The following is a 24,184-nucleotide window of genomic DNA, read 5'->3' as shown; positions in this document are numbered from 1 at the left end:
TTCACAAAAACATCCACAGCTATTGCACAGCCCAGTGAATTCGCGTAGCTGCCAGGGGTTGACTTGGGGCGGGGTACCTCTCTAGAATTTCCGGTTCTTTCCGTCCCATTCATACGAGAGGCCCCCAATGGCCACGAAGCGCACCTACCAGCCCAGCAACCTCAAGCGTAAGCGCGACCACGGCTTCCGTGCCCGTATGAAGACCGCTGACGGCCGCAAGATCCTGTCGCGTCGCCGCGCCAAGGGCCGCAAAGTCCTGAGCGCCTGATTGCCATGCCGCACATCGCGGCAGACGCAATCCCTTCGACAGTGAATACTGCAGACCCGCGCAAGCGATTCCCTCGCTCTGCGCGGGTTCGCACGCGTGCCGAATACTCAACGGTCTTCAACGGCGCCCGCCGTGTGTCCGATCCGCTGATGACCCTGCACTGGCTGCCGGCTGACCGGCCGGCCAGGCTGGGTCTGGCGGTTTCCCGCAAGGTTGATCCGAACGCCGTCGGGCGTAACCGGATCAAGCGCGTCCTGCGCGACATCCTGCGTCAGACACGTACCGACATCCAGCCAGGCGACTTTGTCGTCGTGGCTCGTAGTGCTGCGCGTTCCGCCAGCAACGACGAGATCCGCCAGGCCTTCCTGCGCCTGCTGCGTCGCCTGCGTGCATTGCCCACGCCGGGCGTGGACGGCACAATGCCGCCGCCTGATGGCATCGCAACTCCTTCTTTGACCGAGCCGGCATCGCGTCCCGGCCCCGCCGAGCCTGTCCGCTGATGAACCAGACCCGCGTATTCCTCATTTTTGCCTGGCTGATGGTGGCCGTGCTGCTGTGGATGGAGTGGAGCCGTGAAAAGGCTGCTCCGACCCCGGCACCGACGACCACGTCGGCCCCGGCCGCTGCACAGAGCGTTCCGGGCGCAACCCCGGGCGCCATCCCCAGCGCCCAGGTTCCGGGTGCGCCCGGCCAGGCCGCCGTGCAGGCGCAGGCCAGCGCCACCCCCGCCAGCCAGCGCGTGACCGTCACCACCGACGTCCTGCGCCTGGTGCTCGATGGCGGCCGCGTGCTCGACGCCGAGCTGCTGCAGTTCCCGCAGACCAAGGACGAAGGCAGCCCGCCGGTCCGCCTGCTGACCGAAGACCCCGCGCATCCGTACAGCGCGATCAGTGGCTGGGCCAGCGAAGACAAGAACACCCCGGTCCCCGGCGCTGACGGCTTCAAGCTGGTGGGTGACACCAAGGACTTCGTGCTGGCCAAGGGCCAGAACGAGCTGCAGATCCCGTTTGTGTGGACCGCCGACAACGGCGTGACCATCAAGCGCACCCTGACCGTCTCGCGCAACGAGTACGCCGTGCGCTTCAAGGACGAAGTCAGCAACACTGGTGCCGCTCCCTGGAACGGCTACGTCTACCGCACCCTGGACCGCACCCCGACCATCCTGTCGCGGAGCATGACCAACCCGGATTCCTTCAGCTTCAACGGTGCCACCTGGTACGACAACGACAAGAAGTACCAGCGTCGTGCGTTCAAGGACTACCTGGAAGACGGCACGCTGAACCAGAACATCACCGGCGGTTGGCTGGCGATGCTGCAGCACCACTTCTTCACTGCCTGGATCCCGCAGAAGGACCAGACCGCACACTACGTGCTGTCGCAGGTGGCCGGTCGTGACCTGATCGAAGCGCGTGGCCCGGCCTTCACCGTGGCGCCGGGCCAGTCCACCAGCACCGAAGCCCGCCTGTGGGTCGGCCCGAAGCTGGTCAACCTGATCGCCAAGGAAGATGTGCCGGGCCTGGACCGCGTGGTCGACTACAGCCGCTTCTCGATGATGGCGGTGATCGGCCAGGGCCTGTTCTGGGTGTTGAACCAGGTGCACAAGCTGGTTGGCAACTGGGGCTGGGCGATCGTCGGCCTGGTGGTGCTGCTGAAGCTGGTGCTCTACCCGCTGTCGGCGACCCAGTACAAGAGCGGTGCGAAGATGCGTCGCTTCCAGCCGCGCATCGCGCAGCTGAAGGAACGCTATGGCGATGATCGCCAGAAGTTCCAGACCGCGATGATGGAGCTGTACAAGAAGGAAAAGATCAATCCGATGGGCGGCTGCCTGCCGATCCTCATCCAGATGCCGATCTTCTTCGCCCTGTACTGGGTGCTGGTGGAATCGGTCGAACTGCGCCAGGCGCCTTGGTTCGGCTGGATCCAGGACCTGACCGCACGCGACCCGTACTTCATCCTGCCGGTGATCAACGTGGCGGTGATGTGGTTCACCCAGAAGCTGACCCCGGCACCGGGCATGGACCCGATGCAGCAGAAGATGATGCAGTTCATGCCGCTGGTGTTCGGCGTCATGATGGCCTTCATGCCGTCCGGCCTGGTCCTGTACTGGGTAGTCAACGGCGGCCTGGGCCTGCTGCAGCAGTGGTGGATGACCAAGCGCCATGGCGGCGAGCCGGTCCCGGCCACCACCGCTCCGGCCCCGGTCAAAAAGAAGTAATCGGTAGAGCCGGCCGCTGGCCGGCTGACCCCAGCAGAAGCCCGCCGCAAGGCGGGCTTTTCGCATCCGGCGTTAGAATCGCCGGCACACCGATCCTGCATCCATCGAGTCCGCCATGCCGCGTGCGTCGTCGTTCCGCCTGTTCCTGCCCTCGCTGTTGTTGACCCTGGTCGTTGCCGGTTGTGGTGACAAGGATGCGAAGGCGCCGGCGACCACCGTCACCCAGCCCAGCGCGCAGGCCGCGGCCGCCGCCGATCCGGCCGCGGCGCCGTTGCTGGCCGCGCTGCAGAAGCAGCTCGATGGCTATCGCCGGATCGTCGTGCTGCTGGCCGATGAGGAACAGCAGTCCGCGGCCGATCGCAGCACCTCCACCCGCATCGGCCAGCAGCTGTTCCACGACGGCCTGGAACAGCGCAGCGCCATTGCCGCGCAGTTCGACACGCTGCTGCGTGGTAGCGGCCCGCAGCGCTTCGCCACCCTCGGCACCGTGCTGGACTACATCGAATCGGCGCCGGAGCTGTTCGACGCCGACCGCTTGGCCTTCCGAGAAGTGCTGCGCGATCTGCATGAGCGCGTCGGCGCCGATTCGTCGCTGCCGGCAGTGAAGCTGCACCAGCGCATCGGCGAAGACCTGGAGGCGCTGGACGAGATCGAGCGCAACTACAACCAGGAACTGACCCGCATCTTCAGCCGCTTCGAGCGCACCCGTGCCATCGAGCTGAAGCGCGAGAAGTGGGACGACTACATCGCGCACCTGCACAAGGACTACAGCCGCGAAGCGATCCTGCGCGACTACGGGGTGATCGAGCCGTACCCGATGTCGATGAAGGACAGCGACCGCGAGATCTTCGGCCGCGACCTGCCGCCGAAGACGGTGGTGCTGACCTTCGACGATGGCCCGCACAAAGCCTATACCGATGAAGTGGTGGCCATCCTCAAGCGCTACGACGTACCGGCCGTGTTCTTCGAGGTCGGCCGCAACCTCGGCAAGGTCGAGACCGACGGCAAGGTCAGCCTCGGGCCGATGGCGAAGATCAGCCGCAACCTGATGGAAGAGGGCTACGCCGTCGGCAACCACAGCCTGACCCATGCGCAGCTGTCGCGTACCACCGGCGATGCGCTGCGCCAGCAGGTGCTGGACACCGACACGCTGCTGAAGGATGTCGACAGCAAGCGCGCGCCGCTGTTCCGCTTCCCCTATGGCGCGCGTAATGCCGAAGGCCTGCAGCTGCTCAACGAAGCCGGGTTGAAGTCGATCATGTGGAACATCGATTCGATGGACTGGGCCGACCCAGTGCCGGAATCGATCGTGCAGCGCGTGCTCGACCAGGTGAACAAGGAACAGCGCGGCATCATCCTGTTCCATGACATCCACGACCGTGCGGTGAAGGCGTTGCCGCAGATCCTCGACCGGCTGATCGCTGATGGCTACCAGTTCGCCGGGTGGAATGGCCGCGACTTCACCGTCGCCCGCGCGCGCAAGGGTGACACCAGCCCCGCCACCGTCACCACCGGCTACGAGAAGTCGTGGGCGATCGTGGTCGGCATCGACAACTACGCCAAGTGGCCAAAGCTGGAATACGCCAGCCACGATGCGCAGGCGGTGGCCGATACCCTGACCGGGCAGTTCGGCTTCCCGTCTTCGCAGGTGATCGTACTGAAGAACGAGCAGGCCACGCGCAACAACATCCTGGCCGCCTTCCACGACCGCCTGGCCGATGACCGCACCGGAAAGAACGACCGCGTGTTCGTGTTCTTTGCCGGCCACGGCGCCACCCGCCAGCTCGCCTCCGGGCGTGACCTGGGCTACATCATTCCGGTCGATTCGGACCCGAAGGAGTTCGCCACCGACGCCATCGCAATGACCGACATCCAGAACATTGCCGAGAGCATGCAGGCCAAGCACGTGATGTTCGTGATGGATGCCTGCTACAGCGGCCTGGGCCTGACCCGTGGTGGCCCTTCTTCGTCGTCGTTCCTGCGCGAGAACGCTCGTCGCAGCGCACGGCAGATGCTGACCGCCGGCGGCGCCGACCAGCAGGTGGCCGATGCCGGCCCGAACGGCCACTCGGTGTTCACCTGGGTGCTGTTGCAGGCGCTGGCTGGCAAGGGCGATCTCAACGGCGATGGCCTGATCACCGGTACCGAACTGGCCGCCTACGTGGCGCCGGCCGTCTCAGCCGTTTCGCACCAGACCCCGGCCTTCGGCAGCCTGCCGGGTTCGCAGGGTGGTGAGTTCGTGTTCCAGGTGCCCGACAGCCAGGAATTCCTCAACGCCGATACGCGCCAGCTGACCGCCGATGCAATCGCACTGAACAACAAGGTTGAAGCCGCCAGCGAAGCCAAGGGCAGCCAGGCGCCGGTGACGGTGGCCGACCTGCAGGGCGGCAAGGCCAAGCTGGTGGTGCCCACCGCCGGCCCGGCCTCCGACCGCCAGCGCGCGCAGCAGGCCAATGACCGCGGCCTGCAGCTGTACCGCGAGAAGCAGTACGACGAAGCGGTAGCCCAGTTCACCGAGGCACTGAAGCTGCGTCCGGACTTCGCCCAGGCCGCCAACAACCTCGGCTTCGTCTACTACCGCCAGCAGCGCTATGCCGAAGCGGCGCGCTGGCTGGAGAACACACTGAAGATCGACCCCTCGCGCGCCGTGGCCTATCTCAACCTGGGCGATGCCTACTTCAACGCAGGCGACAAGGCGAAGGCGAAGCAGGCCTACACCACCTACCTGGCGCTGCAGCCGCAGGGCAGTGGTGCCGCGCAGGCACGGGCGCAGCTGGAGAAACTCTGAGCCATGAATGATGCAATCCGCGCCGATACCATCGTGGCCATCGCCAGTGCCCCCGGCGCGGGCGGTGTCGGCCTGCTGCGCCTGTCCGGTCCGCGCGCAGCGGCCATCGCCAACGCGTTGGGTGCGCCTGCACTGCGCCCGCGCCATGCGCACTACGCACGCCTGCGCGACGCCGATGGCGAGGTCATCGACGATGGCATCGTGCTGTGGTTCCCGGCACCGAACAGCTTCACCGGCGAAGAGGTGGTGGAACTGCAGGGCCACGGCAGTCCGGTCCTGCTGCAGCAACTGGTCGCGCGCTGCATCGCGCTCGGTGCGCGCCAGGCGCGGCCGGGCGAGTTCAGCGAGCGCGCGTTCCTCAACGGCAAGCTCGACCTGGCCCAGGCCGAAGCCATCGCCGACCTGATCGCGGCCGGCGACAACCGCGCGGCGCGCGCGGCACGTCGCTCGCTGGACGGCGTGTTCTCGCGCCGCATCGACGCCGTGGTCGAGCAGCTGGTGCTGCTGCGCATCCATGTGGAAGCGGCCATCGACTTCGCCGACGAACCGCTGGATACCCTCGGCGGCGCGCAGGTGCGGCGTGGCCTGGAACAGGCGCGCAGCGACCTGGCCCTGCTGCGCCGCGACGCCGAACGTGGCCGCCGCCTGCGCGATGGCCTGCATGCCGTGCTGATCGGTCCGCCGAATGCCGGCAAGAGCTCACTGCTGAACGCACTGGCCGGCAGCGAACGCGCCATCGTTACCGACATCGCCGGCACCACCCGCGACACCCTGCGCGAGACCATCCGCCTGGATGGCCTGGAACTGACCCTGGTCGACACCGCCGGCCTGCGCGACGGCGGTGACGCCATCGAACGCGAAGGCATGCGCCGCGCCCATGTGGAGATCGAGCGCACCGACCTGGCCCTGATCGTGCTGGATGCGCGCGATCCGGCGGCGGGTGAAGCCGCGCTGGGCGAGGCCGTGGCAGCGGTGCCGCACAAGGTCTACATCCACAACAAATCGGATCTGCTCGATGTGCTGCCGGCGCTGGACGATCCGGACCGCGTGTTCGTCTCCGCTGCGACCGGTGCCGGCCTGGAGGATCTGCACGCGCGCCTGCGTTCGATCGCATCGGCCGGGGCAGGGGAGCAGGTGGATGGCGAGTTCTCGGCGCGCACGCGGCATGTGGATGCAATCGAGCGTGCGCAGGAACACGCGCAGCGCGCCGATGGCGAGCTGGCGCATGAGCACCTGGAACTGGCTGCTGAGGAACTACGGCTGGCGCATGACGCGCTGGGCGAGATCACCGGGCAGATGAGTGCCGATGACCTGCTGGGAAGGATCTTCTCCAGTTTCTGCATCGGGAAGTAACTGTAGAGCCGAGCCCATGCTCGGCTGCTTTAGGTCTCAGCAACTCGGGGTCAGATCCGCGAAGGGCCTCTGACCCCGTGAAATGACGTGATCAGCTCCAATACTCCGGAGTCTTGTCCGGTACGTCTTGAGTACCGGCGCCGACCGAGCTAGCGTGCAGGAAATTCAGGCAAAGGAATTGCGGATGCATCCGGACCATGTTTCCTACGTTCACTTCACAAGCCCGGCGCAGCTCACTCGTGCGTTGAACTCACTGGCGGGCATCATCGAAGGGATCTCCATTGACAGAGAGATCAACGCCGATGAGCGTCGCTTCTTGGCGCACTGGATCCAGGATCATTTGCATCAGCGCCAGCAGCATCCGTTCACTGAACTGATGCCTGTGCTCGAGCGCTCACTTGGCGAAGGTCGCATGGATGAAGATGCGGCGGAGGATCTGCGATGGTTGATCGACCGGATGTGCTCAAGTGATCGGGTCAATGCCACCACAGCAGATCTCCAGCGACTTCATGCCGTACTGGGCGGAATAATCGCTGATGGCCAGATTTCAGAGGCCGAGCTGCGTGGTCTTTCGGACTGGATGGATGAGCATTCCCATCTACAGGGATGCTGGCCGTACGACGAAATCGGACACCTCGTAGCCAAGGTACTGGCTGATGGTGTGGTGGATGCGCAGGAACAAGATCTGCTTCGCCAGTTCTTCAGCGAGTTCGTCGTCCTCGGCGATGACCGCACCTTGACCGATCCGTCGTTGCAGATCGCCGGTAGTCTGGTCGGGCTTTGTGCGGTGGCTCCCGAGATCCATTTCGAGGAGAGGGGATTCTGCTTTACGGGTGCATCGTCCCGAGGGTCGCGTGCCGATATCCAGGCGCTGGTAACGGCGCGAGGAGGGCGGGTGCACAGTGCACCTTCGAAAAAGGTTGACTACTTGGTGATTGGCGCTGAGGGAAACCCTTGCTGGAGCTACGCCTGCTACGGCCGCAAGGTGGAACGCGCAGTGGAACTGCGCAAGGAAGGACTGCGGATCATGATCGTTCACGAACGCGATTTCCATGACGCCTTGGTCGATTGAAGACGCGGGATCGGAGCCCCTGCGGGGATCCGATCCCAGGTCCCCCACCTGTCACATTGCCGCCGCATACTGACGCCCATCACATACCGCTTGGGGAAGTCGCAGTGAAGTCGTGGGGTTGTGCGTTGCTGTTGTCGCTGGCCGTGGCACCATCGGTGGCCATGAGTGCTGAATCCTCCACCCCGGCCGCGCACAAGGTGTCGGTCTACGGCCATCGCGGCGCAAGCGCGCTGTTGCCGGAGCACACCCTGGCGGCCTACGCCCAGGCGATCGCCGATGGCGCCGACTACATCGAACCGGACCTGGTGATGACCAAGGACGGGGTGATGGTGGCCCGCCACGAGAACGAGATCGGTGGCACCACCGACGTCGCCTCGCATCCGGAGTTCGCCAGCCGCCGCACCAGCAAGGTCATCGACGGGCAGAAGGTCGACGGCTGGTTCACCGAAGACTTCACTCTGGCCGAGCTGAAGACCCTGTACGCGCGCGAGCGCCTGCCGGAGCTGCGCAGCACGGCCTACGACGGCCAGTTCCGCATCGCCAGCCTGGACGAGATCCTGGCCTTCCTGGTCCAGCAGGCCGGCCGCGCCAACCGCGGCATCGGCCTGGTGCCGGAGATCAAGCACCCGACCTACTTCCAGTCGATCGGCCTGCCGATGGAAGACAAGCTGCTGGCCGCGCTGCGCGGCAACGCCTATACCAACGTCGGCCCGGTCACCATCCAGTCGTTCGAGACCGCCAACCTGCGTTACCTGCGCGGCAAGATCCCGCGTGGCAGCAACATCCGCCTGCTGCAGCTGCTGTGGAAGGGCGACACCCAGCCGACCGACATCGCCAAGGCCGGTGGCACGCTGACCTACGCGCAGATGATGACGCCGGCCGGACTGAAGGATATCGCCAGCTACGCCGACAGCATCGGCCCGGAGCTGCGCTCGATCATTCCGCTGGATGACAAGGGCGCACTGGGCACGCCGACCACGCTGGTGCGCGATGCGCATGCGGTGGGCCTGATGGTGATTCCGTACACCTTCCGCCCGGAGAACCACTTCCAGGCCAGCAACCTGCGCAAGGGGGCCGACAACGCGCGCAATGCAGAGGGATCGATCGCCGAAATGCGTGCCTACCTGGCCACCGGCATCGATGCCTTCTTCACCGACGACCCGGCACTGGGCAGGCAGGCGGTGGATGGCACGGGCGCGGCAGGGAACTGAGCGATCAACGCGGCCGGGCATGGGCCGGCGCTACCCGGGGTGCCGGTGTGCTCCGGTAGGTGCCAACCTTGGTTGGCACACAACAACCGCGCCGACCAAGGTCGGCCACTACTGGGTCATGAGGTTGCCGGCCAGCGGCCGGCACTACCGTCACCTAGCTGCGCGGCTCGTCCGGCCGGCGGAACGGGATCACCACGTAGTCCTGGCCTTCGCGCGGCTGCCACAGCACCGGCACGCGCTGCGGTGACGGCGGCTCCAGCTCGTCGTCGGGCAGCGGTTCGATGTCTTCTTCCTCGTCTTCCCAGCTGTAGCGCGGGCGCGGCGGTAGCGGGTCGGCATTGCGGAACAGCAGCGCGGCGATGATGCCGGCGAAGGCGCCGCCCATGTGCGACTGCCAGGACACGCCGTCGGCGTGCGGCAGGATGGTCATCAGCATGCCGCCGTAGAACAGCATGCCGATCAGGCCGGTGGCAATCGCCGCGCGATCGCGGCGCAGCAGGCCCAGGCTGGCCAGCAGGAACATCAGGCCATGGGTCACGCCACTGGCGCCCAGGTGCACGCTGCCCGGATTGCCAAGCATCCACGCGCCGATGCCCGAGCCCAGCCACAGCAGGGGCAGCGCGCGAACGGTGGCTTTCGGGTAGACGCTGCCGGCCAGCGTGCCGAGGATCAGGATCGCAATGCTGTTGGCGACGATGTGCTCGACCGAGGCATGCAGCATCGGGCCGCCGATCAGGCCAAGCAGGCCCTTGGCTTCCAGCGGCGCGACCGCCCACGGTCGCCAGTCGAACGTGCCCTGCAGCGCGAACACGGCCACCAGCACCAGCACGGCGGCCAGGCTGGCATTGAACGCCCGCAGGATGCGCGAGCGGTCATTGCGGGGGGCCGGCACGTCGCCAGCGGGCAGGGGCGCGTTGTTGTTCATACCTCAGCAATGGCGGTGGTTGGCGTGAAACCAAGGCCACCGCAGCGGGAGAGTGGAAACGGCCGGCGGGACAATCCCACCGGCCGCGTCATCCAGCGGCTCAGGCTCAGGCCTGGCCTTCGCCTTCCTTCGGCGGGTACTTCAGGCTCAGCACCACGGTGGCGGCGATGATCACCGCGACCACGCCCAGCGACACCGGGGTCGGGATCTTGAACAGGTCGATGATCATCATCTTGATGCCGATGAAGCCCAGCACCAGTGCCAGGCCATACGGCAGCAGGTGGAAGCGGTCGGCCATGCCGGCCAGCAGGAAGAACATCGCACGCAGGCCCAGCACCGCGAACACGTTGGAGGTGAGCACGATGAACGGGTCGGTGGTGATCGCGAAGATCGCCGGGATGCTGTCCACCGCGAAGATCACGTCGGTGACCGCGATCAGGATCAGCACCGCGAACAGCGGGGTGAACCAGCGCACGCCATCACGCTTCACGCTCAGCGCGTTGCCCGCGTAGTCCGGCAGCAGGCGCAGGTGCTTACGCATCCAGCGCAGGGCCGGGTTGGTCTCCAGGTCCGGCTCCTGGCCGGCGGCGAACCACATCTTCCAGCCGGTGAACAGCAGAAAGGCACCGAACACGTAGAGCAGCCAATGGAACTGGCTGATCAGCACGCTGCCGGCGAAGATCATGATCGTACGCAGCACGATCGCGCCCAGGATGCCGATGATCAGCACCTTCTGGCGCTGTTCCTCCGGCACCGCGAAGTAGCTCATGATCATCAGGAAGACAAAGATGTTGTCGACCGCCAGCGCCTTTTCGACCAGGTAGCCGGTCAGGAACTCGAGGCCGACCTTGTTGGCCACTACCTGGCCGGCAGTCTCATTCAGGTAGTACCAGAGGCCCGCATTGAACAGCAGGGCCAGCGCAACCCAGCCGATGGACCACCACAGGGCCTCCTTGAAGGTGACCTTGTGCGGTCCACCATGGCGCATCAACACGAGGTCGACCAGCAGGGCGATGACCACCACCGCTGCGAAGCCGCCCCACAACCACACGTTACCGATCGTCTGCATTGGGAATGTCCGTTGGAAAGATGAATGCCAGGCCGGACGGCGAGGATCTGCAACGGAGGATCGGGAGGGGGATCCAGGGACAGAGCTTCGCCAGTACGGCGAAGGTCTCGCTCGCAGTTCCAGTCGGCTGGAACTGCCGTTGCACCGGAGCCTGCGGGCTCGAAATGACGGCGACAACGTCTGGGAGCTACTCCCCTTCTGACGCCGATTCTGCGGCCTGGCCGGGCCGCCGTCAAATGCCCCTGCACTGGGGTCGAGTCCCCAACCGGGCTCCGCACCCCCGCTCTGGTAGATGCCAACCTTGGTTGGCATACCGGCCGGGGGCAGAGCCCCTACGGGAATCTGACCCCGGCGCCCGGTTTACAATAGGTGGATGAATACCCCCCTTCCGATTGTCCGCCTCAAGAATGCGTGGCGTTCCAGCCACCCGTGGATCTTCCAGAAACTGGTCGAGAAGCCGACCGTCCGGCCCAAGCCCGGTTCCATCGTCGACGTGGTCGGCATCGATGGTGAGTTCATTGGCCGCGGGTTCTACAACGGGCACTCGCGCATCGCCGTGCGCATCCTCGAAACCGATCAGAACGTGCCGGTCGATGCCGGCTGGTTCTCGCGCAAGATCGCCCAGGCGGTGTCGCTGCGCCGTGAGGTGCTCAAGCTCGATGCGGTCTCCGATGCCTGGCGCGTGGTGCACAGCGAAGGCGACGGCCTGTCCGGCCTGGTGGTCGATCGCTATGGCGATCTGGTGGTGGTCGAGTTCTTCGCCGCCGGCATGTTCCGCCATCGCGAGTGGATCTACGACGCCCTGCGCGAGCAGTTCCCGGGTTGCCGCTTCCACAGCTTCGCCGACGAGCACGTGCAGAAGCAGGAAAGTTTCGACTTCCACGGCAACACCACCACCGAAGCGTCGGTGATCACCGAGTACGGCATCAAGTTCCGCGCCGATCCGGCCGGTGCGCACAAGACCGGTTTCTTTGCCGACCAGCGCGAGAACCGCGAATGGCTGAGCCAGCAGGTGGAAGGCAAGAGCGTGCTGGACCTGTGCTGCAACACCGGCGGTTTCGCCGTGTATGCGGCGGCGCGTGGCGCTTCGGAAGTGGTCGGCATCGACATCGATGAAGACGTCATCCAGATCGCCAAGGGCAATTCGCGCCTGAACAACGTGCGCCCGAAGTTCGTCCAGTCCGACATCTTCCCGTGGCTGCGCGATGCCGCCAACCGCGGCGAGCAGTACGACGTGGTGATCCTGGACCCGGCGAAGATGACCCGCGACCGCGACCAGGTCATCACCGCGCTGAAGAAGTACCTGGACATGAACAAGCTGGCGCTGGGCGTGGTGAAGCCGGGCGGCCTGTTCGCCACGTTCTCGTGCACCGGCCTGGTGGCCGAGGACCAGTTCCTCGACATGCTGCGCCGCGCGGCCTACTTCTCTGGCCGCACGATCCAGATCCTGAAGGTCGCTGGTGCGGGTCCGGACCATCCGTTCATGGCCCACGTGCAGGAATCGCGTTACCTGAAGGCTGTGTTCTGCCGCGTGGTGGATTGACCGCGGGACGCTGTAGAGCCGAGCCCATGCTCGGCTGATCTGCCTGACAGCCTCAAGATCCGCCGGGCGTGGCCCGGCGCTACCCAATGCGCGGCCGCAGCGCTATGGTCGGGCTCTTCCCATTGCCGGTGAGAGCCCATGCCATCGTTGCGCCACCTGTCCGTCGTGCTTGCCCTGGCGCTCTGCGCGCCGCTGTCGGCTCATGCCATCGAGTTCAGCGCACAGGAACTGGCCCGCGCCAAGGCCCTGCAGCAGCGCCTGGTCACCCTCGACAGCCATCTGGATACGCCGGCCAATTTCGGCCGCAGCGGCTTCGACATCGAGCAGCGCCACGACCGCAACGCGCTCTCGCAGGTGGACTACCCGCGCATGGTCGAAGGCGCGCTGGACGGCGGTTTCTGGGCGATCTACACCGACCAGGGCGACCGCACCGCCGCCGCCCATCTGGCCGAGCGTGACCACGGCCTGCAGCGGCTGCTGGAGATCCGCGAAATGCTGGCCGCCAATCCCGAGCGTTTCGCGCTGGCATTGACCGCCGATGACGCGGCGCGGATCAAGGCTGCCGGCAAGCGCGTGGTCTACATCAGCATGGAAAATGCCAGCCCGCTGGTTGCCGATTCCAGCCTGCTCTCGTTCTACCACCGCGCCGGCCTGCGCCTGCTCAGCACCGTGCATTTCGCCAACAACGAGTTCGCCGATTCGGCCACCGACCCCAAGGGCGCGGAATGGAAAGGACTTAGCCCGGCCGGCAAGGAGCTGGTGCGGCAGGCGGTGAAGCTGGGCATCGTGATCGACCAGTCACATGCGTCGGACGCGGTGTTCGATGACCTGCTGGCAATGATGCCGGTACCGTTCGTGCTGTCGCACAGCTCGGCCAAGGCGGTCTACGACCACCCGCGCAATCTCGACGACGCGCGCCTGCGCAAGCTGGCCAAGGCCGGCGGCGTGATCCAGGTGAATGCCTATGGCGGTTACCTGATCGACACCGCAAAGACGCCCGAGCGCAAGCAGGCCGAGGAAGCGCTGAGCAAACAGCTGGGTGGCTGGGAAGGCATGGGCATCGAACAGGGCGTTGCCCTGCTGAAGGCCGAGCAGGCGCTGGACCACGAGCATCCAGTGCGCCATGCCAGCCTGGACGATTTCTTCGCCCACTTCGAGCACATCCTCAAGGTGGTCGGCCCCGAGCACGTGGGCATTGGCCTGGACTGGGATGGCGGCGGTGGCCTGAGTGACCTGCCCGATGTCAGCCAGCTGCCGAAGATCACCGCGTGGCTGCTGCGCAAGGGCTATACCGAGAAGCAGATTGCCGGCATCTGGGGCGGCAACCTGCTGCGGGTGATGCGCCAGGCGCAGGAGTACGCCGCTGCTCCGTAGAGTCGAGTGGTGCTCGACTCTACAGAGGGGCGCCGGGCCATGCCCGGCGGCGCCCTTATTTCGCGATCAACGCATGGCGACGGCTGTACAGGAAGTACAGCACCAGGCCGGCCACGTTCCACAGCAGGAAGTACAGCTGGGTGGTATGCGGCAGGCTGATGAACAGGTAGATGCAGCCCAGCGCGGCCAGCGGGCCGACCACGAAGGCCAGCGGCGTACGGAACGTGCGTTCGCGGTTGGGCTCGCGCAGGCGCAGCACCACCAGGCAGATGCCTACCGCAGTGAACGCGGCCAGGGTACCGGCGTTGGCCAGTGCGGCGATCTCGTCCAGGCGGGCGACACCGGCCAGCGCCGACACCACCACCGCAGTGAACAGCGTGGTCGCCACCGGCGTGCCGGTACGTGCGTTCACCTTGGACAGGCGACGCGGCAGCAGGCCATCGCGGCTCATCACGAAGAAGATGCGGCTCTGGCCGTACAGGAAGGCCAACAGCACGGTCGGCAGGGCGATGATCGCAATCACGCCGATCACCATCGCCGCGGTCGGATGGCCCAGCTGGCGCATGATCAGGGCCAGCGGCTCGGCGCTGTGGCCGAACACCGCGTAGCTCATCGCACCCACGGCGGCCAGCGCCACCAGCACGTAGACGATGGTGCAGCCGATCATCGAACCGATGATGCCGATCGACAGGTCGCGGCCCGGGTTCTTGGTTTCCTCGGCGGCGGTGGAGATCGCATCGAAGCCGTAGAAGGCGAAGAAGATGATGGCCGCTGCCGCCATCACGCCGTGCTCGACGCCATCAGGGCCCATCGACTTGGCGAAACCGTAGGGCATGAACGGCTGCAGGTTGGCGCTGTCGAACGCAGGCAGGGCCACGGCCACGAAGATGGCCAGCGCGATCAGCTTGAACACCACCAGGATGGCGTTGAGCGTCGCGCTCTCCTTGGTGCCGGCCATCAGCATGCCGGCCACCAGCCAGGTGATGATGATCGCCGGCAGATTGATCATGCCGCCTTCCACATGCGGGCCGGCCGCCAGCCAGGCCGGCAGGTGCACGTTCCAGCCGAACTGGGTATGGACCCATTCGAGGAAGCCGACGAAGTAGCCGGACCAGCCCACCGCCACCGTACTCACCACCAGCGAGTACTCCAGGATCAGGCTCCAGCCCACCACCCAGGCGAACACTTCGCCCAGCGCGCTGTAGCTGTAGGTGTAGGCACTGCCGGCGGCCGGCATCATCGTCGACAGCTCGGCGTAGGACAGCGCCGCACAGGCGCAGACCGCACCGGCGATGGCGAAGGAGATCAGCACGGCCGGGCCGGCCAGGTTGGCACCCACGCCGATCAGCGTATAGATGCCGGTACCGACGATGGCGCCGATGCCCAACGCGATCAGGTGCGGCCAGCTGAGCGTGGGGATCAGGCGCCTGCCGGCTTCGTGGACGGTGACGGAATCTAGGGACTTGCGCCGGAACAGGGACATGCAGGCCTCGGAAGGGGTGACTAAGAACGACAAGTTCCCGAGTGTGACCGAACGCAGCGCAGCATTACCACTGACGGGGGTCATGCAGGGCGGGGCGCGCGCTGCGCCCCGGCCAGGCTGCCGGAATCGGCACAATCCGGCGGCAGCCACCGGTGTGCATTGGTCCCGGCCGCTGCTACGACTGGATGTTGGCCATGCCGCTGACCGAATAGCGCTCACCGGCCGCGGCATGCGGCGGGAAGGCCGCATCCAGTGCGTCCAGCGTGGCCGCATCCAGTTCCACCTGCAGCGCACCGAGGTTCTCGTCCAGCCGTACCCGCCGCGTCGTGCCCGGAATCGGCACGATGTGCTCGCCGCGCGACAGCACCCAGGCCAGCGCCAGCTGCGAGGCGGCGATGCCGCGCTCGGCGGCCAGCGTCTGTACGGTGTCCACCAGTGCAAGGTTGCGCTGGAAGTTTTCGCCTTCGAAGCGGGGCGAGGTGCGCCGGTAATCGTCGGCGTCGAAGTCGTCCGGGCTGCGGATGGCGCCGGTCAGGAAGCCACGGCCCAGCGGCGAATACGGCACGAAGCCGATGCCCAGTTCCGCCGTGGTGGCCAGCACTCCGTTCTGCTCCGGATCGCGCGACCACAGCGAGTACTCGCTCTGCACCGCCGTGATCGGGTGGACCGCATGGGCACGGCGGAGGGTGGCCGCCGAGGCCTCGGACAGGCCCAGCCAGCGCACCTTGCCCTGTTCCACCAGGCGTGCCATCGCACCTACGGTGTCCTCGATCGGCACGGTCGGGTCGACGCGGTGCTGATAGTACAGGTCGATGTGGTCCACGCCCAGGCGGCGCAGGCTGGCCTCGCAGGCGGCCTGCACATAGTCCGGGTGGCCGTTGACCGGCCGCCCCTTCGGGTCGGTCGGGTCCAGGCCGATACCGAACTTGCTGGCCAGGAACACCTGGTTGCGGCGGCCGGCAATCGCGCGGCCGACCAGCACCTCGTTGGTGTGCGGGCCATACACATCGGCGGTGTCGAGCAGGGTCACGCCCCGGTCCAGCGCGTGCCGGATGACGGCAATGCCGTCATCGTCACTGCCGCGGCCGCCGTAGTAGGCGCTCATGCCCATGCAGCCCAGGCCGAGGGTGGACACGGTGGGGCCGGCGCGGCCGAGAGTACGGGTCTTCATGCGGATCTCCTTGGGGAAGGCGCCACGCCTGGATGGGCAGTGACGAGGGGCACAGCATCCCTCCACGTCATCATGTGGATAAACTGCGTGCCACCGGACTTACCTTGAAGACTGGCTTCACAATGGATGCCTCCGTCCCCCTCACCGCTGTGGTCGCCTTCGTCCACGTGGCCGAGCACGCCAGCTTTACCCGCGCCGCCGATGCCCTGGGCGTGTCGACCTCGGCGCTGTCACAGAGCGTGCGCGCGCTGGAAGCGCGGATGGGCGTGCGCCTGCTGCAGCGGACCACACGGCGGGTCAGCCTGACCGAACACGGCGCGCGCTTCCTGCAGCGCGTGCGCGGCGGCCTGGACCAGATCGACCAGGCCTTTGCCGAACTGGACAGCGCGCGCTCGGTGCCTGCCGGGCGGCTGCGTGTGACCCTGCCGCGCATCGTCGCCGATCGCATGGTCCTGCCGCGGCTGCCCGATTTCCTTGCGCGCTACCCGCAGGTGCAGGTGGAACTGTGCGTCGACCCGGCGCTGACCGATCTGGTGGCCGAGGGCTTCGACGCCGGCATCCGCCTCGGCGAATCACTCGCACAGGGCATGATCGCGGTGCCGGTCGGGCCACCTGAGCGCCAGGTGGTGGTGGCCACGCCGGCCTATTTCGAACGCCATGGCGTGCCGCAGACCCCGCATGACCTGCAGGGCCACGCCTGCATCGTGCACCGCCTGGCCAATGGCCGGCTGATGCCCTGGGAGTTCAGCCGCGAAGGCCACGACCTGGACGTGGAAGTGAGCGGGCGGCTGGTGTTCAACGATGCCGGCGTCGCCCATCACGCTGTGCTGGCGGGGCTGGGCATGGCCCAAGGCTTCGCTTCGCTGATGGCCGACGACATCGCCGCTGGGCGACTGCAGAGCGTGCTGCAGGACTGGCAGCCGCCGTTCCCCGGCTTCCACCTGTACTACCCCGCGCGTGAGCAGATGGCGCCCAAGCTGCGGGTGTTCATCGACCACCTGCGCGCGGAGATGCACCACCGGTAGATGCCAACCTTGGTTGGCATGCTTCAATCGACCACGCGCGCCGCTACGCCTCCCGGCCAATGGCAGCCATCCGCGTGCCACGCCTCGACGTCCTCGTTGAACTCGGTACGTCGCCCGTCGCGGGCGCGCTCGTAGCTGAAACCGTAGACGTGCGCGCCCTGGGTGCTCAGGTAGTAGCGCCCATTGAGGCGGCCACCGATGCGTTCTTCCCACACGCTGTCGAACTGGTATGGGCGGTCTTCGTCCAGCACCGTCGTTTCCTGCGACACCTGTTGCACCTGCAGGCGGCCGCGCTGCCCGGCGTACTGCACGTCGGCGCTGCCATCGTCCAGCCAGCGCCACAGCAGGTGGATGCCGTCGTTGCGGCCCCCGGTGAGGCAGCGATGGTCCTGCGCGCTGGCCGCTGCGGTGTCGGCCAGCAGACCCGTGAACCCCACCAGCAGCAGCCACCGGATCATCCGTTCAGCCCCAACCGGATGCCGAACCCCACCAGGAACAGGCCGGCCACGCGGCGCAGCGCATCGCTGATGCGCGGGTGCTGGATCAACCGGCGACGGGCCAGGTTGCCCACGCCGATCAGCATCGAGCAGTAGCCGATGCTGACCACCAGGATGATGCCGGCCAGTGCCGCGAAGGTCGCGATGCCCTGGTGTGCCTTCGGGTCGATGAACAGCGGCAGGAAGGCCATGTAGAACAGGATCGCCTTCGGATTGAGCAGGCTGACCAGGATCGCCTGCTGGAAGTAGCGGCCCGGCTGCATGCGGATCGGGCCGGCGTCATCAGCCTCGTGCTTCGGCGTGCGCAGCAGGCTGATCCCCACCCACACCAGGTAGGCCGCACCCAGGTACTGCACGGCGTGGAACACCAGCGGGTTGGCCTTGAGCAGTGCGGCCACGCCGGCCAGCGCCAGCCACATCAGGATCTGGTCGCCGACCAGCAGGCCGGCCAATGCGGTGTAGCCGCCACGCACGCCGCCACGGCCAGTGGCGGTCAGCAGGGTGAAGGTGCCGGGGCCGGGCAGGGCGAGAAACACCAGCACGGCGACCAGAAACGTCCACAGGTCCTGGATGCCCATCCACGGCATGGCAGTGTTCTCTCTTACGGGGGGCCGCCATTGTCGGCCAGCGCCGGGACTGGCGACAGGGGGCCGGCAGGACCTTCGGGCATGCCAGACAGCAGAGGTTGCAGGTGCTGGCGCAGCTGCGCGTGCAGCTGCCGCACCGCTGGCGAGAACTGCTTGCGGTGTGGGCACACCAGATGCAGTGGAATGTGGCTGCCGACGCCGTCGAGCAGCAGCTGCAGGCGCCCGGCCAGCACGTCTTCGCGCAGGTCCAGCCAGGATTTGTAGGTGATGCCTTCGCCGGCCACCGCCCAGCGTCGCACTACATCGGCGTCGTCGCAGACCAGCGGACCGCGCACCGGAATCACGCTGCGGCGCCCGTCGACCTCGAACGACCAGCGATCGTAGGCGCGGCCACTGAGCTGGTAGACCAGGCAGTCGTGCTCACGCAGCTCGTCCAGGCGCGTGGGCGTACCGCGCCGCTGCAGGTAGCCGGGCGAGGCCGCGAGTACGCGCCGGTTGCCTTCCAGCAGGGGCAGGGCGACGTAGTTGGCGTCGTCGAAGTGGCCGATGCGGATGGCCACGTCGACCGGGTCGCGGAACACATCAGCCACTTCGTCGGACAGGCGCAGGTGCAGGCGCAGCCGCGGGTGCGCGGCGCGGAAGGCGCTCAGCCAGGGCAGCAGCAGGTTGCGGCCGAGGTCCGAGGGCGCCGACAGCTGCAGGGTGCCGTGCAGCTCGGTGTCCTCGCCCTGCACGCGCGCCTGGCCCTCGCGCAGGGTGGCCAGCACCTCCTGCGCATACGGCAGGTACAGCGCGCCCTCGCCGGTCAGGCGCAGGCTGCGGGTGGTGCGCACGAACAGGCGCAGGTCCAGCTCGCGTTCCAGCCGCGCTACGGCAGCAGCGACCTGGCCGGGTAACAGATCAGCTTCGCGGGCGGCCTGCGAGAAGCTGCCCAGCGCGGCCGTGCGGACGAACAACTGCAGGTCGTCGAAGCGGATCATCTTCATTGCCGGAGTGAAAGTGCTGCCTGATTCTGCGCCTTTCTGAGCGGCCGTGCGCAGCGCAACCTGTCCACTCCTTCCCCACTGGACCGCTGCCATGCGCGCCATTGCCTACACCCACGCCGGCCTGCCGATCGACGACGCCCGGGCCCTGATCGACATCGAACTGGAACTGCCGCAGCCCGGCCCGCGCGACCTGCGGGTGGCGGTGCGTGCCGTGGCGGTGAACCCGGTCGACACCAAGGTCCGCCGCGGCGTGGCCACCGACGGCCCGCGCGTGCTGGGCTGGGATGCGGTCGGCATCGTCGATGCGGTGGGCAGCGAGGTGACCCTGTTCCAGCCTGGCGATGCGGTCTACTACGCCGGCGTGATCGACCGGCCGGGCAGCAATGCCGAATACCAGCTGGTGGACGAGCGCAGCGTCGGCCGCAAGCCGGCCAGTCTCGACGATGCGGCCGCCGCAGCGTTGCCGCTGACCGCGATCACCGCCTGGGAGCTGCTGTTCGACCGTCTGCGTATTCCCGAGGGCGGTGGCGAGGGCCAGGCCCTGCTGGTGATCGGTGCTGCCGGTGGTGTCGGTTCGATCCTGGTGCAGCTGGCGCGGAAGCTGACCAAGCTGACCGTGATCGGCACCGCTTCGCGTCCGGATACCCAGGACTGGGTCTACGCGATGGGCGCGCACCACGTGATCGACCACAGCCTGCCGCTGGCCGAGGGCCTGGCACGGCTCGGCATCAGCGAGGTGCAGCACGTGGCCAGCCTGACCCACTCCGACCAGCACTACGCGCAGATCGTGGAGCTGCTGGCGCCGCAGGGCCAGCTCGGCCTGATCGATGACCCGGGCCAGGTGGATGTGATGGCGCTCAAGCGCAAGGCGCTGTCACTGCACTGGGAATCGATGTTCACCCGGCCGCTGTACCGCACCGCCGACATGCAGCGCCAGCACGATCTGTTGAACCGGGTGGCCGAGCTGATCGACACGGGCGTGCTGCAGACCACCCTGGGCGAGCATTTCGGACGCATCGACGCAGCCAACCTGCGCCGTGCCCATGCGCTGCTGGAGAGCCATCGCGCCAAGGGCAAGATCGTGCTGGAAGGCTGGTAGGAGCAGACGCTGTCTGTAGAGCCGGGCCCACGCTCGGCTGCCGTTCGCGCGTGGGCGTCAGCCGAGCATAGGCTCGGCTCTACGGAGCTTCATCCACGCATGGCGTGGATCAGCCGTGTCGACCAGGGTCGACACCTACCAACAGCTGCGGGAACCACGGCTCACGCCACGCCGTTGTCGACGTGTTTGGCGAAACCGGGCTGCTCTCGCAGGCGCTCGAACCATGCGACGAGGTGGGGCAGCGCGGGCTTGCTGCCCGGCGTGCTGCGCCAGCGTTGGGTCGACAGCCCCAGCACGATATCTGCAAGGGTGAAGGTGCTGCCCGCCACGTAGGCATCGGTGGCGGCCAGCTGGGCTTCAAGCACACCCATCAGCCGGTTCCACTGCGCCAGGCTGGCCTCGGCGCGGGCATCGTCCGGGTAGTCCGGATGCTGGCGTACGCGCGCCATGAACACGTGGCGCCAGGCGCTGTTGAGGTCGCTGGCCTGCCAGTCCATCCACTGCTCCACCCGGGCCCGGTCCTTCGCTGCAGGTGGCAGCAGATCCTCGCGACCGGCGCGTGCGGCCAGGTAGCGGCAGATGCTGTTGGATTCCCACAGCACGAAGTCGCCATCGCGCAGCACCGGCACCTGCCGGTTGGGGTTCAGCGCGGCCAGCAGGTCCGGCGGGGGGGCCGGTTCGTGGTGCAGGGGCAAGTCCAGACCGGCGCACAGCCACAGCACCTTGCGCACATTGATGGAGGTGGGCTTTCCGTACAGAGCGAGCATGGTCCTGACGCAGCAGCTGAGACTCGGCCAGCCTACACTTGTCCCATGCAAACCGAATATCTGCTCATTGGCGGTCTTCTATTGGCCGTGCTCATCCTGCAGCTGGTCGCCCTGCTGCGCCGCCCGCCGCACGACCGCCTGGAGCAGGCGGTGCGGGAGGAGGCGCGCGCCGGGCGCAGCGAACTGCGCGAACAGCTCGATGGCTTCGCCCGCGCGCTGACCGATCTGTCCACCCGCACCGACCAGCGCCTGGACCTGCTGCGCGAAGCGCTGGGCGAAGATGCCCGCAAGGCGCGCGCCGAAGCGGCCGAGAGCCAGCAGAGGGGCGCGGCGTTGATGGGACAGCGGCTGCAGGAACTGCGGGGCCAGCTGGAGACCTTCGGCCAGCAGCAGGAAGCGCGCATCCATGCGTTTGGCCAGCAGCTGCAGGAGCTCACCGGGCGTACCGATACCCAGCTCGGCGCGCTGCGCCAGACCCTGGTGGACGATGCACGCAAGGGCCGCGAGGAGGGCGCGCAGTCGCAGCAGCGCCTGACCGAAAGCCTTGGCCTGCGCCTGCAGGAACTGACCCAGCGCAACGAGCAGCGCATCGCCGAGATGCGCACGACGCTGGAAGAACAGCTGCGCGCGCTGCAGAACGACAACGCGCAGAAGCTGGAGCAGATGCGCCACACCGTGGACGAGAAGCTGCAGTCCACGCTGGAAACGCGGCTCGGCAATTCCTTCAAGCTGGTCTCCGAGCGCCTGGAACAGGTGCAGCGTGGCCTCGGCGAAATGCAGCAGCTGGCCACCGGCGTCGGCGACCTCAAGCGCGTGCTGACCAACGTCAAGAACCGTGGCAGCTGGGGTGAAGTGCAGCTGGAGAACATCCTCGAGCAGACGCTTACCCAGGAGCAGTACGCGCGAGCGGTGAAGGTGCGGCCGGACAGCGGTGAAATGGTCGACATCGCCGTGCGCTTGCCGGGCCGCAGCAGCGACGACACGCCGGTGTGGCTGCCGATCGACTCCAAGTTCCCGCGCGAGGACTACGAGCGCCTGCTGGACGCGCAGGAACAGGGTGACGCCGAGGGTGTGCGCCTGCAGGGCATCCAGCTTGAACGCGCGGTGCGCGTGCAGGCCAAGTCGATCTGCGACAAGTACATCGCGCCGCCGCACACCACCGACTTCGCGGTGATGTTCCTGCCCACCGAAGGCCTGTATGCCGAAGTGATCCGGCGCCCGGGCCTGGTCGACCTGCTGCAGCGCGAGCACCGCGTGGTGGTGGCAGGCCCGACCACGGTCACCGCGCTGCTCAACAGCTTGCAGATGGGCTTCCGCACGCTGGCCATCGAGCAGCGTTCCAGCGAGGTGTGGAGCCTGCTGGGTGCGGTGAAGAGCGAGTTCGGCAAGTTCGCCGGCATCCTCGAAAAGGCCGAGAAGCAGATCACCACGGTGGGTCGCAGCATCGGCGAGGCCAGCCGCAAGACCCGCACCATCGAACGGCGCCTGCGTGGCGTGGAGTCGCTGGCGTCCGAACAGGCACAGTCGTTGCTCGGCGATCTGGCCGAGGGTGATGCGGCCACCGAGGACGAGGGCAGTGAAGGCGACGGCGACGAGGCCTGAGCCACGCTGACACGCCGCCTGCATCGCCGATGCGTATGCTGGCGGCCTGTCCGCTTCGATCAGGTATCGTCATGCGCCTGCGCCGCTTCACCAACCTAGTCCTGACCGCGCTGCTTGCCGCCTGCAGCAGCACACCACCGGCTGCCGATACGGCGGCGGCATCCGCCGCAGCCACCAGCCCCGAAGCGGCCGAGGCGTACCGCGAAGCGCGCGACGTCGACTGCCAGGCCGCTGGCGGCACCCTGCAGCGGCTGGGCCGGCTGCAGCGCGAACAGTGCGTGATTCCTTACGCCGACGCCGGCAAGGCCTGCAGCCGCAAGAGCGACTGCATGGGCCAGTGCCTGGCCGGCGGCGAGGTGACTGTCGGCAGCGTCGCCACTGGGACCTGCCAGCGTGATGTGCGCCAGAACTTCGGATGCCGCCAGCGCATTGATGAGGGCAAGGCGCTGGGCACGATCTGCGTGGATTGAATCCTGCCTGTAGAGCCGAGCCCACGCTCGGCTGCTGTGGCATCAGCCGAGCGTGGGCTCGGCTCTACAACCGCGCGCGCGGCGCTATGCTGGTGGGCCATTCCCCGCTGTTGCCGGAGCCCCCGCGTGAGCACCCCGATCCAGGACATTTCCCTCACCACCATCGACGGCCAGCCGTCCTCGCTTGCCGACTACCAGGGCAAGGTGCTGCTGCTGGTCAACGTCGCCTCCAAGTGCGGCCTCACTCCGCAGTACGAAGGCCTGCAGGCGCTGTATGCGGAAAAGCACGCGCAGGGCCTGGAAGTGCTGGGCTTCCCCGCCAACAACTTCCTCGGCCAGGAGCCGGGCAGCGAGGCGGAGATCCAGCAGTTCTGCCAGCTCACCTACGACGTCAGCTTCCCGATGTTCTCCAAGATCAGTGTGGCCGGTGATGACACCCACCCGCTGTACCAGCAGCTGACCGCCGCCCAGCCGCAGTCGATCGGCGAAGGCCCGCTGCGTGAGCGCCTGGCCAGCAAGGAGATTCCGATCCACGCAGCACCGGCGGTGCTGTGGAACTTCGAGAAGTTCCTGGTTGGCCGCGACGGCAAGGTCATCGCGCGCTTCGCCCCGGACGTGGCTGCCGATGACGCGCGCCTGCGCGAAGCCATCGAGGCCGCGCTGGCGGCCTGAGGGAAGC

General features: G+C 67.0%; 22 protein-coding genes. 14 read left to right on the top strand and 8 right to left on the bottom strand.

Translation table 11 applies throughout. The features are described 5' to 3' along the window. Window positions 1-127 precede the first annotated feature (127 nt). The 7 genes from rpmH (at window position 128) to M1L61_RS23070 (ending at window position 8,907) form a co-directional block, all read left to right on the top strand. A complete protein-coding gene (rpmH, locus tag M1L61_RS23100) occupies window positions 128-268 on the top strand; it encodes a 50S ribosomal protein L34 (protein ID WP_005411729.1) in 141 nt (46 codons plus the stop codon). Window positions 269-273: 5 nt separating this feature from the next. Continuing rightward, a complete protein-coding gene (gene rnpA, locus M1L61_RS23095) occupies window positions 274-768 on the top strand; it encodes a ribonuclease P protein component (RefSeq protein ID WP_021203275.1) in 495 nt (164 codons plus the stop codon). Further along, window positions 768-2,483, top strand: coding sequence for a membrane protein insertase YidC (gene yidC / locus M1L61_RS23090; protein WP_043397705.1), 1,716 nt, complete (start codon window positions 768-770; stop codon window positions 2,481-2,483). The genes rnpA and yidC overlap by 1 nt, the downstream gene beginning before the upstream one ends. Before the next feature lie 115 nt (window positions 2,484-2,598). After that, window positions 2,599-5,271: a polysaccharide deacetylase family protein gene (locus M1L61_RS23085; protein WP_248854163.1), complete on the top strand. Its 2,673-nt coding sequence runs from the start codon at window positions 2,599-2,601 to the stop codon at window positions 5,269-5,271. A gap of 3 nt (window positions 5,272-5,274) precedes the next feature. Further along, a complete protein-coding gene (gene mnmE / locus M1L61_RS23080) occupies window positions 5,275-6,624 on the top strand; it encodes a tRNA uridine-5-carboxymethylaminomethyl(34) synthesis GTPase MnmE (RefSeq protein ID WP_010487439.1) in 1,350 nt (449 codons plus the stop codon). Between the two features lie 154 nt (window positions 6,625-6,778). Beyond that, window positions 6,779-7,696, top strand: coding sequence for a BRCT domain-containing protein (locus M1L61_RS23075; protein WP_227199920.1), 918 nt, complete (start codon window positions 6,779-6,781; stop codon window positions 7,694-7,696). Between the two features lie 104 nt (window positions 7,697-7,800). Then, a complete protein-coding gene (locus tag M1L61_RS23070) occupies window positions 7,801-8,907 on the top strand; it encodes a glycerophosphodiester phosphodiesterase (RefSeq protein WP_126560798.1) in 1,107 nt (368 codons plus the stop codon). Between the two features lie 154 nt (window positions 8,908-9,061). On the opposite strand, the gene M1L61_RS23065 is transcribed toward M1L61_RS23070, so the two are convergent. Together M1L61_RS23065 and M1L61_RS23060 are read right to left on the bottom strand one after the other, a co-directional pair. After that, window positions 9,062-9,832, bottom strand: a complete 771-nt coding sequence (locus tag M1L61_RS23065; RefSeq protein ID WP_010487444.1) for a rhomboid family intramembrane serine protease — start codon at window positions 9,830-9,832, stop codon at window positions 9,062-9,064. A gap of 106 nt (window positions 9,833-9,938) precedes the next feature. After that, the gene (locus M1L61_RS23060; RefSeq protein ID WP_010487446.1) at window positions 9,939-10,901 is read right to left on the bottom strand and encodes a TerC family protein; all 963 of its coding nucleotides are present in this window, start codon (window positions 10,899-10,901) and stop codon (window positions 9,939-9,941) included. 373 nt (window positions 10,902-11,274) lie between these two features. Between M1L61_RS23060 and M1L61_RS23055 the strand changes: the two genes are divergently transcribed. After that, window positions 11,275-12,444 carry a class I SAM-dependent rRNA methyltransferase gene (locus M1L61_RS23055; protein WP_010487449.1) on the top strand — a complete coding sequence of 390 codons (1,170 nt, stop codon included), beginning with the start codon at window positions 11,275-11,277 and terminating at the stop codon, window positions 12,442-12,444. Window positions 12,445-12,582: 138 nt separating this feature from the next. After that, window positions 12,583-13,818 (top strand): dipeptidase, encoded by a 1,236-nt coding sequence (locus tag M1L61_RS23050; RefSeq protein ID WP_019336826.1) that lies wholly within the window; start codon window positions 12,583-12,585, stop codon window positions 13,816-13,818. A gap of 55 nt (window positions 13,819-13,873) precedes the next feature. Here the strand turns inward: M1L61_RS23050 and M1L61_RS23045 are convergent, their stop codons facing one another. After that, a complete protein-coding gene (locus M1L61_RS23045) occupies window positions 13,874-15,301 on the bottom strand; it encodes an amino acid permease (RefSeq protein WP_010487453.1) in 1,428 nt (475 codons plus the stop codon). Between the two features lie 175 nt (window positions 15,302-15,476). After that, window positions 15,477-16,472 (bottom strand): aldo/keto reductase, encoded by a 996-nt coding sequence (locus tag M1L61_RS23040; protein WP_010487455.1) that lies wholly within the window; start codon window positions 16,470-16,472, stop codon window positions 15,477-15,479. Window positions 16,473-16,594: 122 nt separating this feature from the next. On the opposite strand from M1L61_RS23040, the gene M1L61_RS23035 reads away from it, so the two are divergent. Then, window positions 16,595-17,497 carry a LysR family transcriptional regulator gene (locus M1L61_RS23035; RefSeq protein ID WP_029380155.1) on the top strand — a complete coding sequence of 301 codons (903 nt, stop codon included), beginning with the start codon at window positions 16,595-16,597 and terminating at the stop codon, window positions 17,495-17,497. A 23-nt stretch (window positions 17,498-17,520) separates the two neighbouring features. Here M1L61_RS23035 and M1L61_RS23030 read toward each other — a convergent pair whose 3' ends face one another. Genes M1L61_RS23030 through M1L61_RS23020 form a run of 3 tightly spaced genes read right to left on the bottom strand, consistent with a single transcriptional unit; the run spans window position 17,521 to window position 19,567 of the window. Then, entirely contained in the window at window positions 17,521-17,955 is a 435-nt protein-coding gene (locus M1L61_RS23030; RefSeq protein ID WP_191863107.1) for a hypothetical protein, read from the bottom strand. Beyond that, complete coding sequence (gene leuE / locus M1L61_RS23025; protein ID WP_191863108.1) at window positions 17,952-18,581, bottom strand: leucine efflux protein LeuE; 630 nt, start codon at window positions 18,579-18,581, stop codon at window positions 17,952-17,954. The genes M1L61_RS23030 and leuE overlap by 4 nt, the downstream gene beginning before the upstream one ends. A 14-nt stretch (window positions 18,582-18,595) precedes the next feature. After that, the gene (locus M1L61_RS23020; protein WP_049412868.1) at window positions 18,596-19,567 is read right to left on the bottom strand and encodes a LysR family transcriptional regulator; all 972 of its coding nucleotides are present in this window, start codon (window positions 19,565-19,567) and stop codon (window positions 18,596-18,598) included. Between the two features lie 91 nt (window positions 19,568-19,658). Between M1L61_RS23020 and M1L61_RS23015 the strand changes: the two genes are divergently transcribed. Further along, complete coding sequence (locus tag M1L61_RS23015; RefSeq protein WP_010487464.1) at window positions 19,659-20,666, top strand: zinc-binding alcohol dehydrogenase family protein; 1,008 nt, start codon at window positions 19,659-19,661, stop codon at window positions 20,664-20,666. Between the two features lie 161 nt (window positions 20,667-20,827). Here M1L61_RS23015 and M1L61_RS23010 read toward each other — a convergent pair whose 3' ends face one another. Beyond that, on the bottom strand, window positions 20,828-21,433 hold the full coding sequence (locus M1L61_RS23010; protein WP_191863109.1) for a glutathione S-transferase N-terminal domain-containing protein: 606 nt from the start codon (window positions 21,431-21,433) through the stop codon (window positions 20,828-20,830). Window positions 21,434-21,478: 45 nt separating this feature from the next. Here M1L61_RS23010 and rmuC point away from each other — a divergent pair, with 45 nt between their 5' ends. The 3 genes from rmuC to M1L61_RS22995 all read left to right on the top strand — a co-directional run bounded on the left by rmuC (window position 21,479) and on the right by M1L61_RS22995 (window position 24,177). Next, entirely contained in the window at window positions 21,479-23,035 is a 1,557-nt protein-coding gene (rmuC, locus tag M1L61_RS23005) for a DNA recombination protein RmuC (RefSeq protein ID WP_143993791.1), read from the top strand. 71 nt (window positions 23,036-23,106) lie between these two features. Beyond that, window positions 23,107-23,505, top strand: a complete 399-nt coding sequence (locus tag M1L61_RS23000) for a hypothetical protein (protein ID WP_191863110.1) — start codon at window positions 23,107-23,109, stop codon at window positions 23,503-23,505. 126 nt (window positions 23,506-23,631) lie between these two features. Further along, window positions 23,632-24,177: a glutathione peroxidase gene (locus M1L61_RS22995; protein ID WP_010487473.1), complete on the top strand. Its 546-nt coding sequence runs from the start codon at window positions 23,632-23,634 to the stop codon at window positions 24,175-24,177. Window positions 24,178-24,184 lie beyond the last annotated feature (7 nt).

The organism is Stenotrophomonas sp. NY11291, from assembly GCF_023277365.1.
GTDB lineage: Bacteria > Pseudomonadota > Gammaproteobacteria > Xanthomonadales > Xanthomonadaceae > Stenotrophomonas > Stenotrophomonas geniculata.
This window is presented reverse-complemented; position numbering and strand designations above follow the sequence as displayed.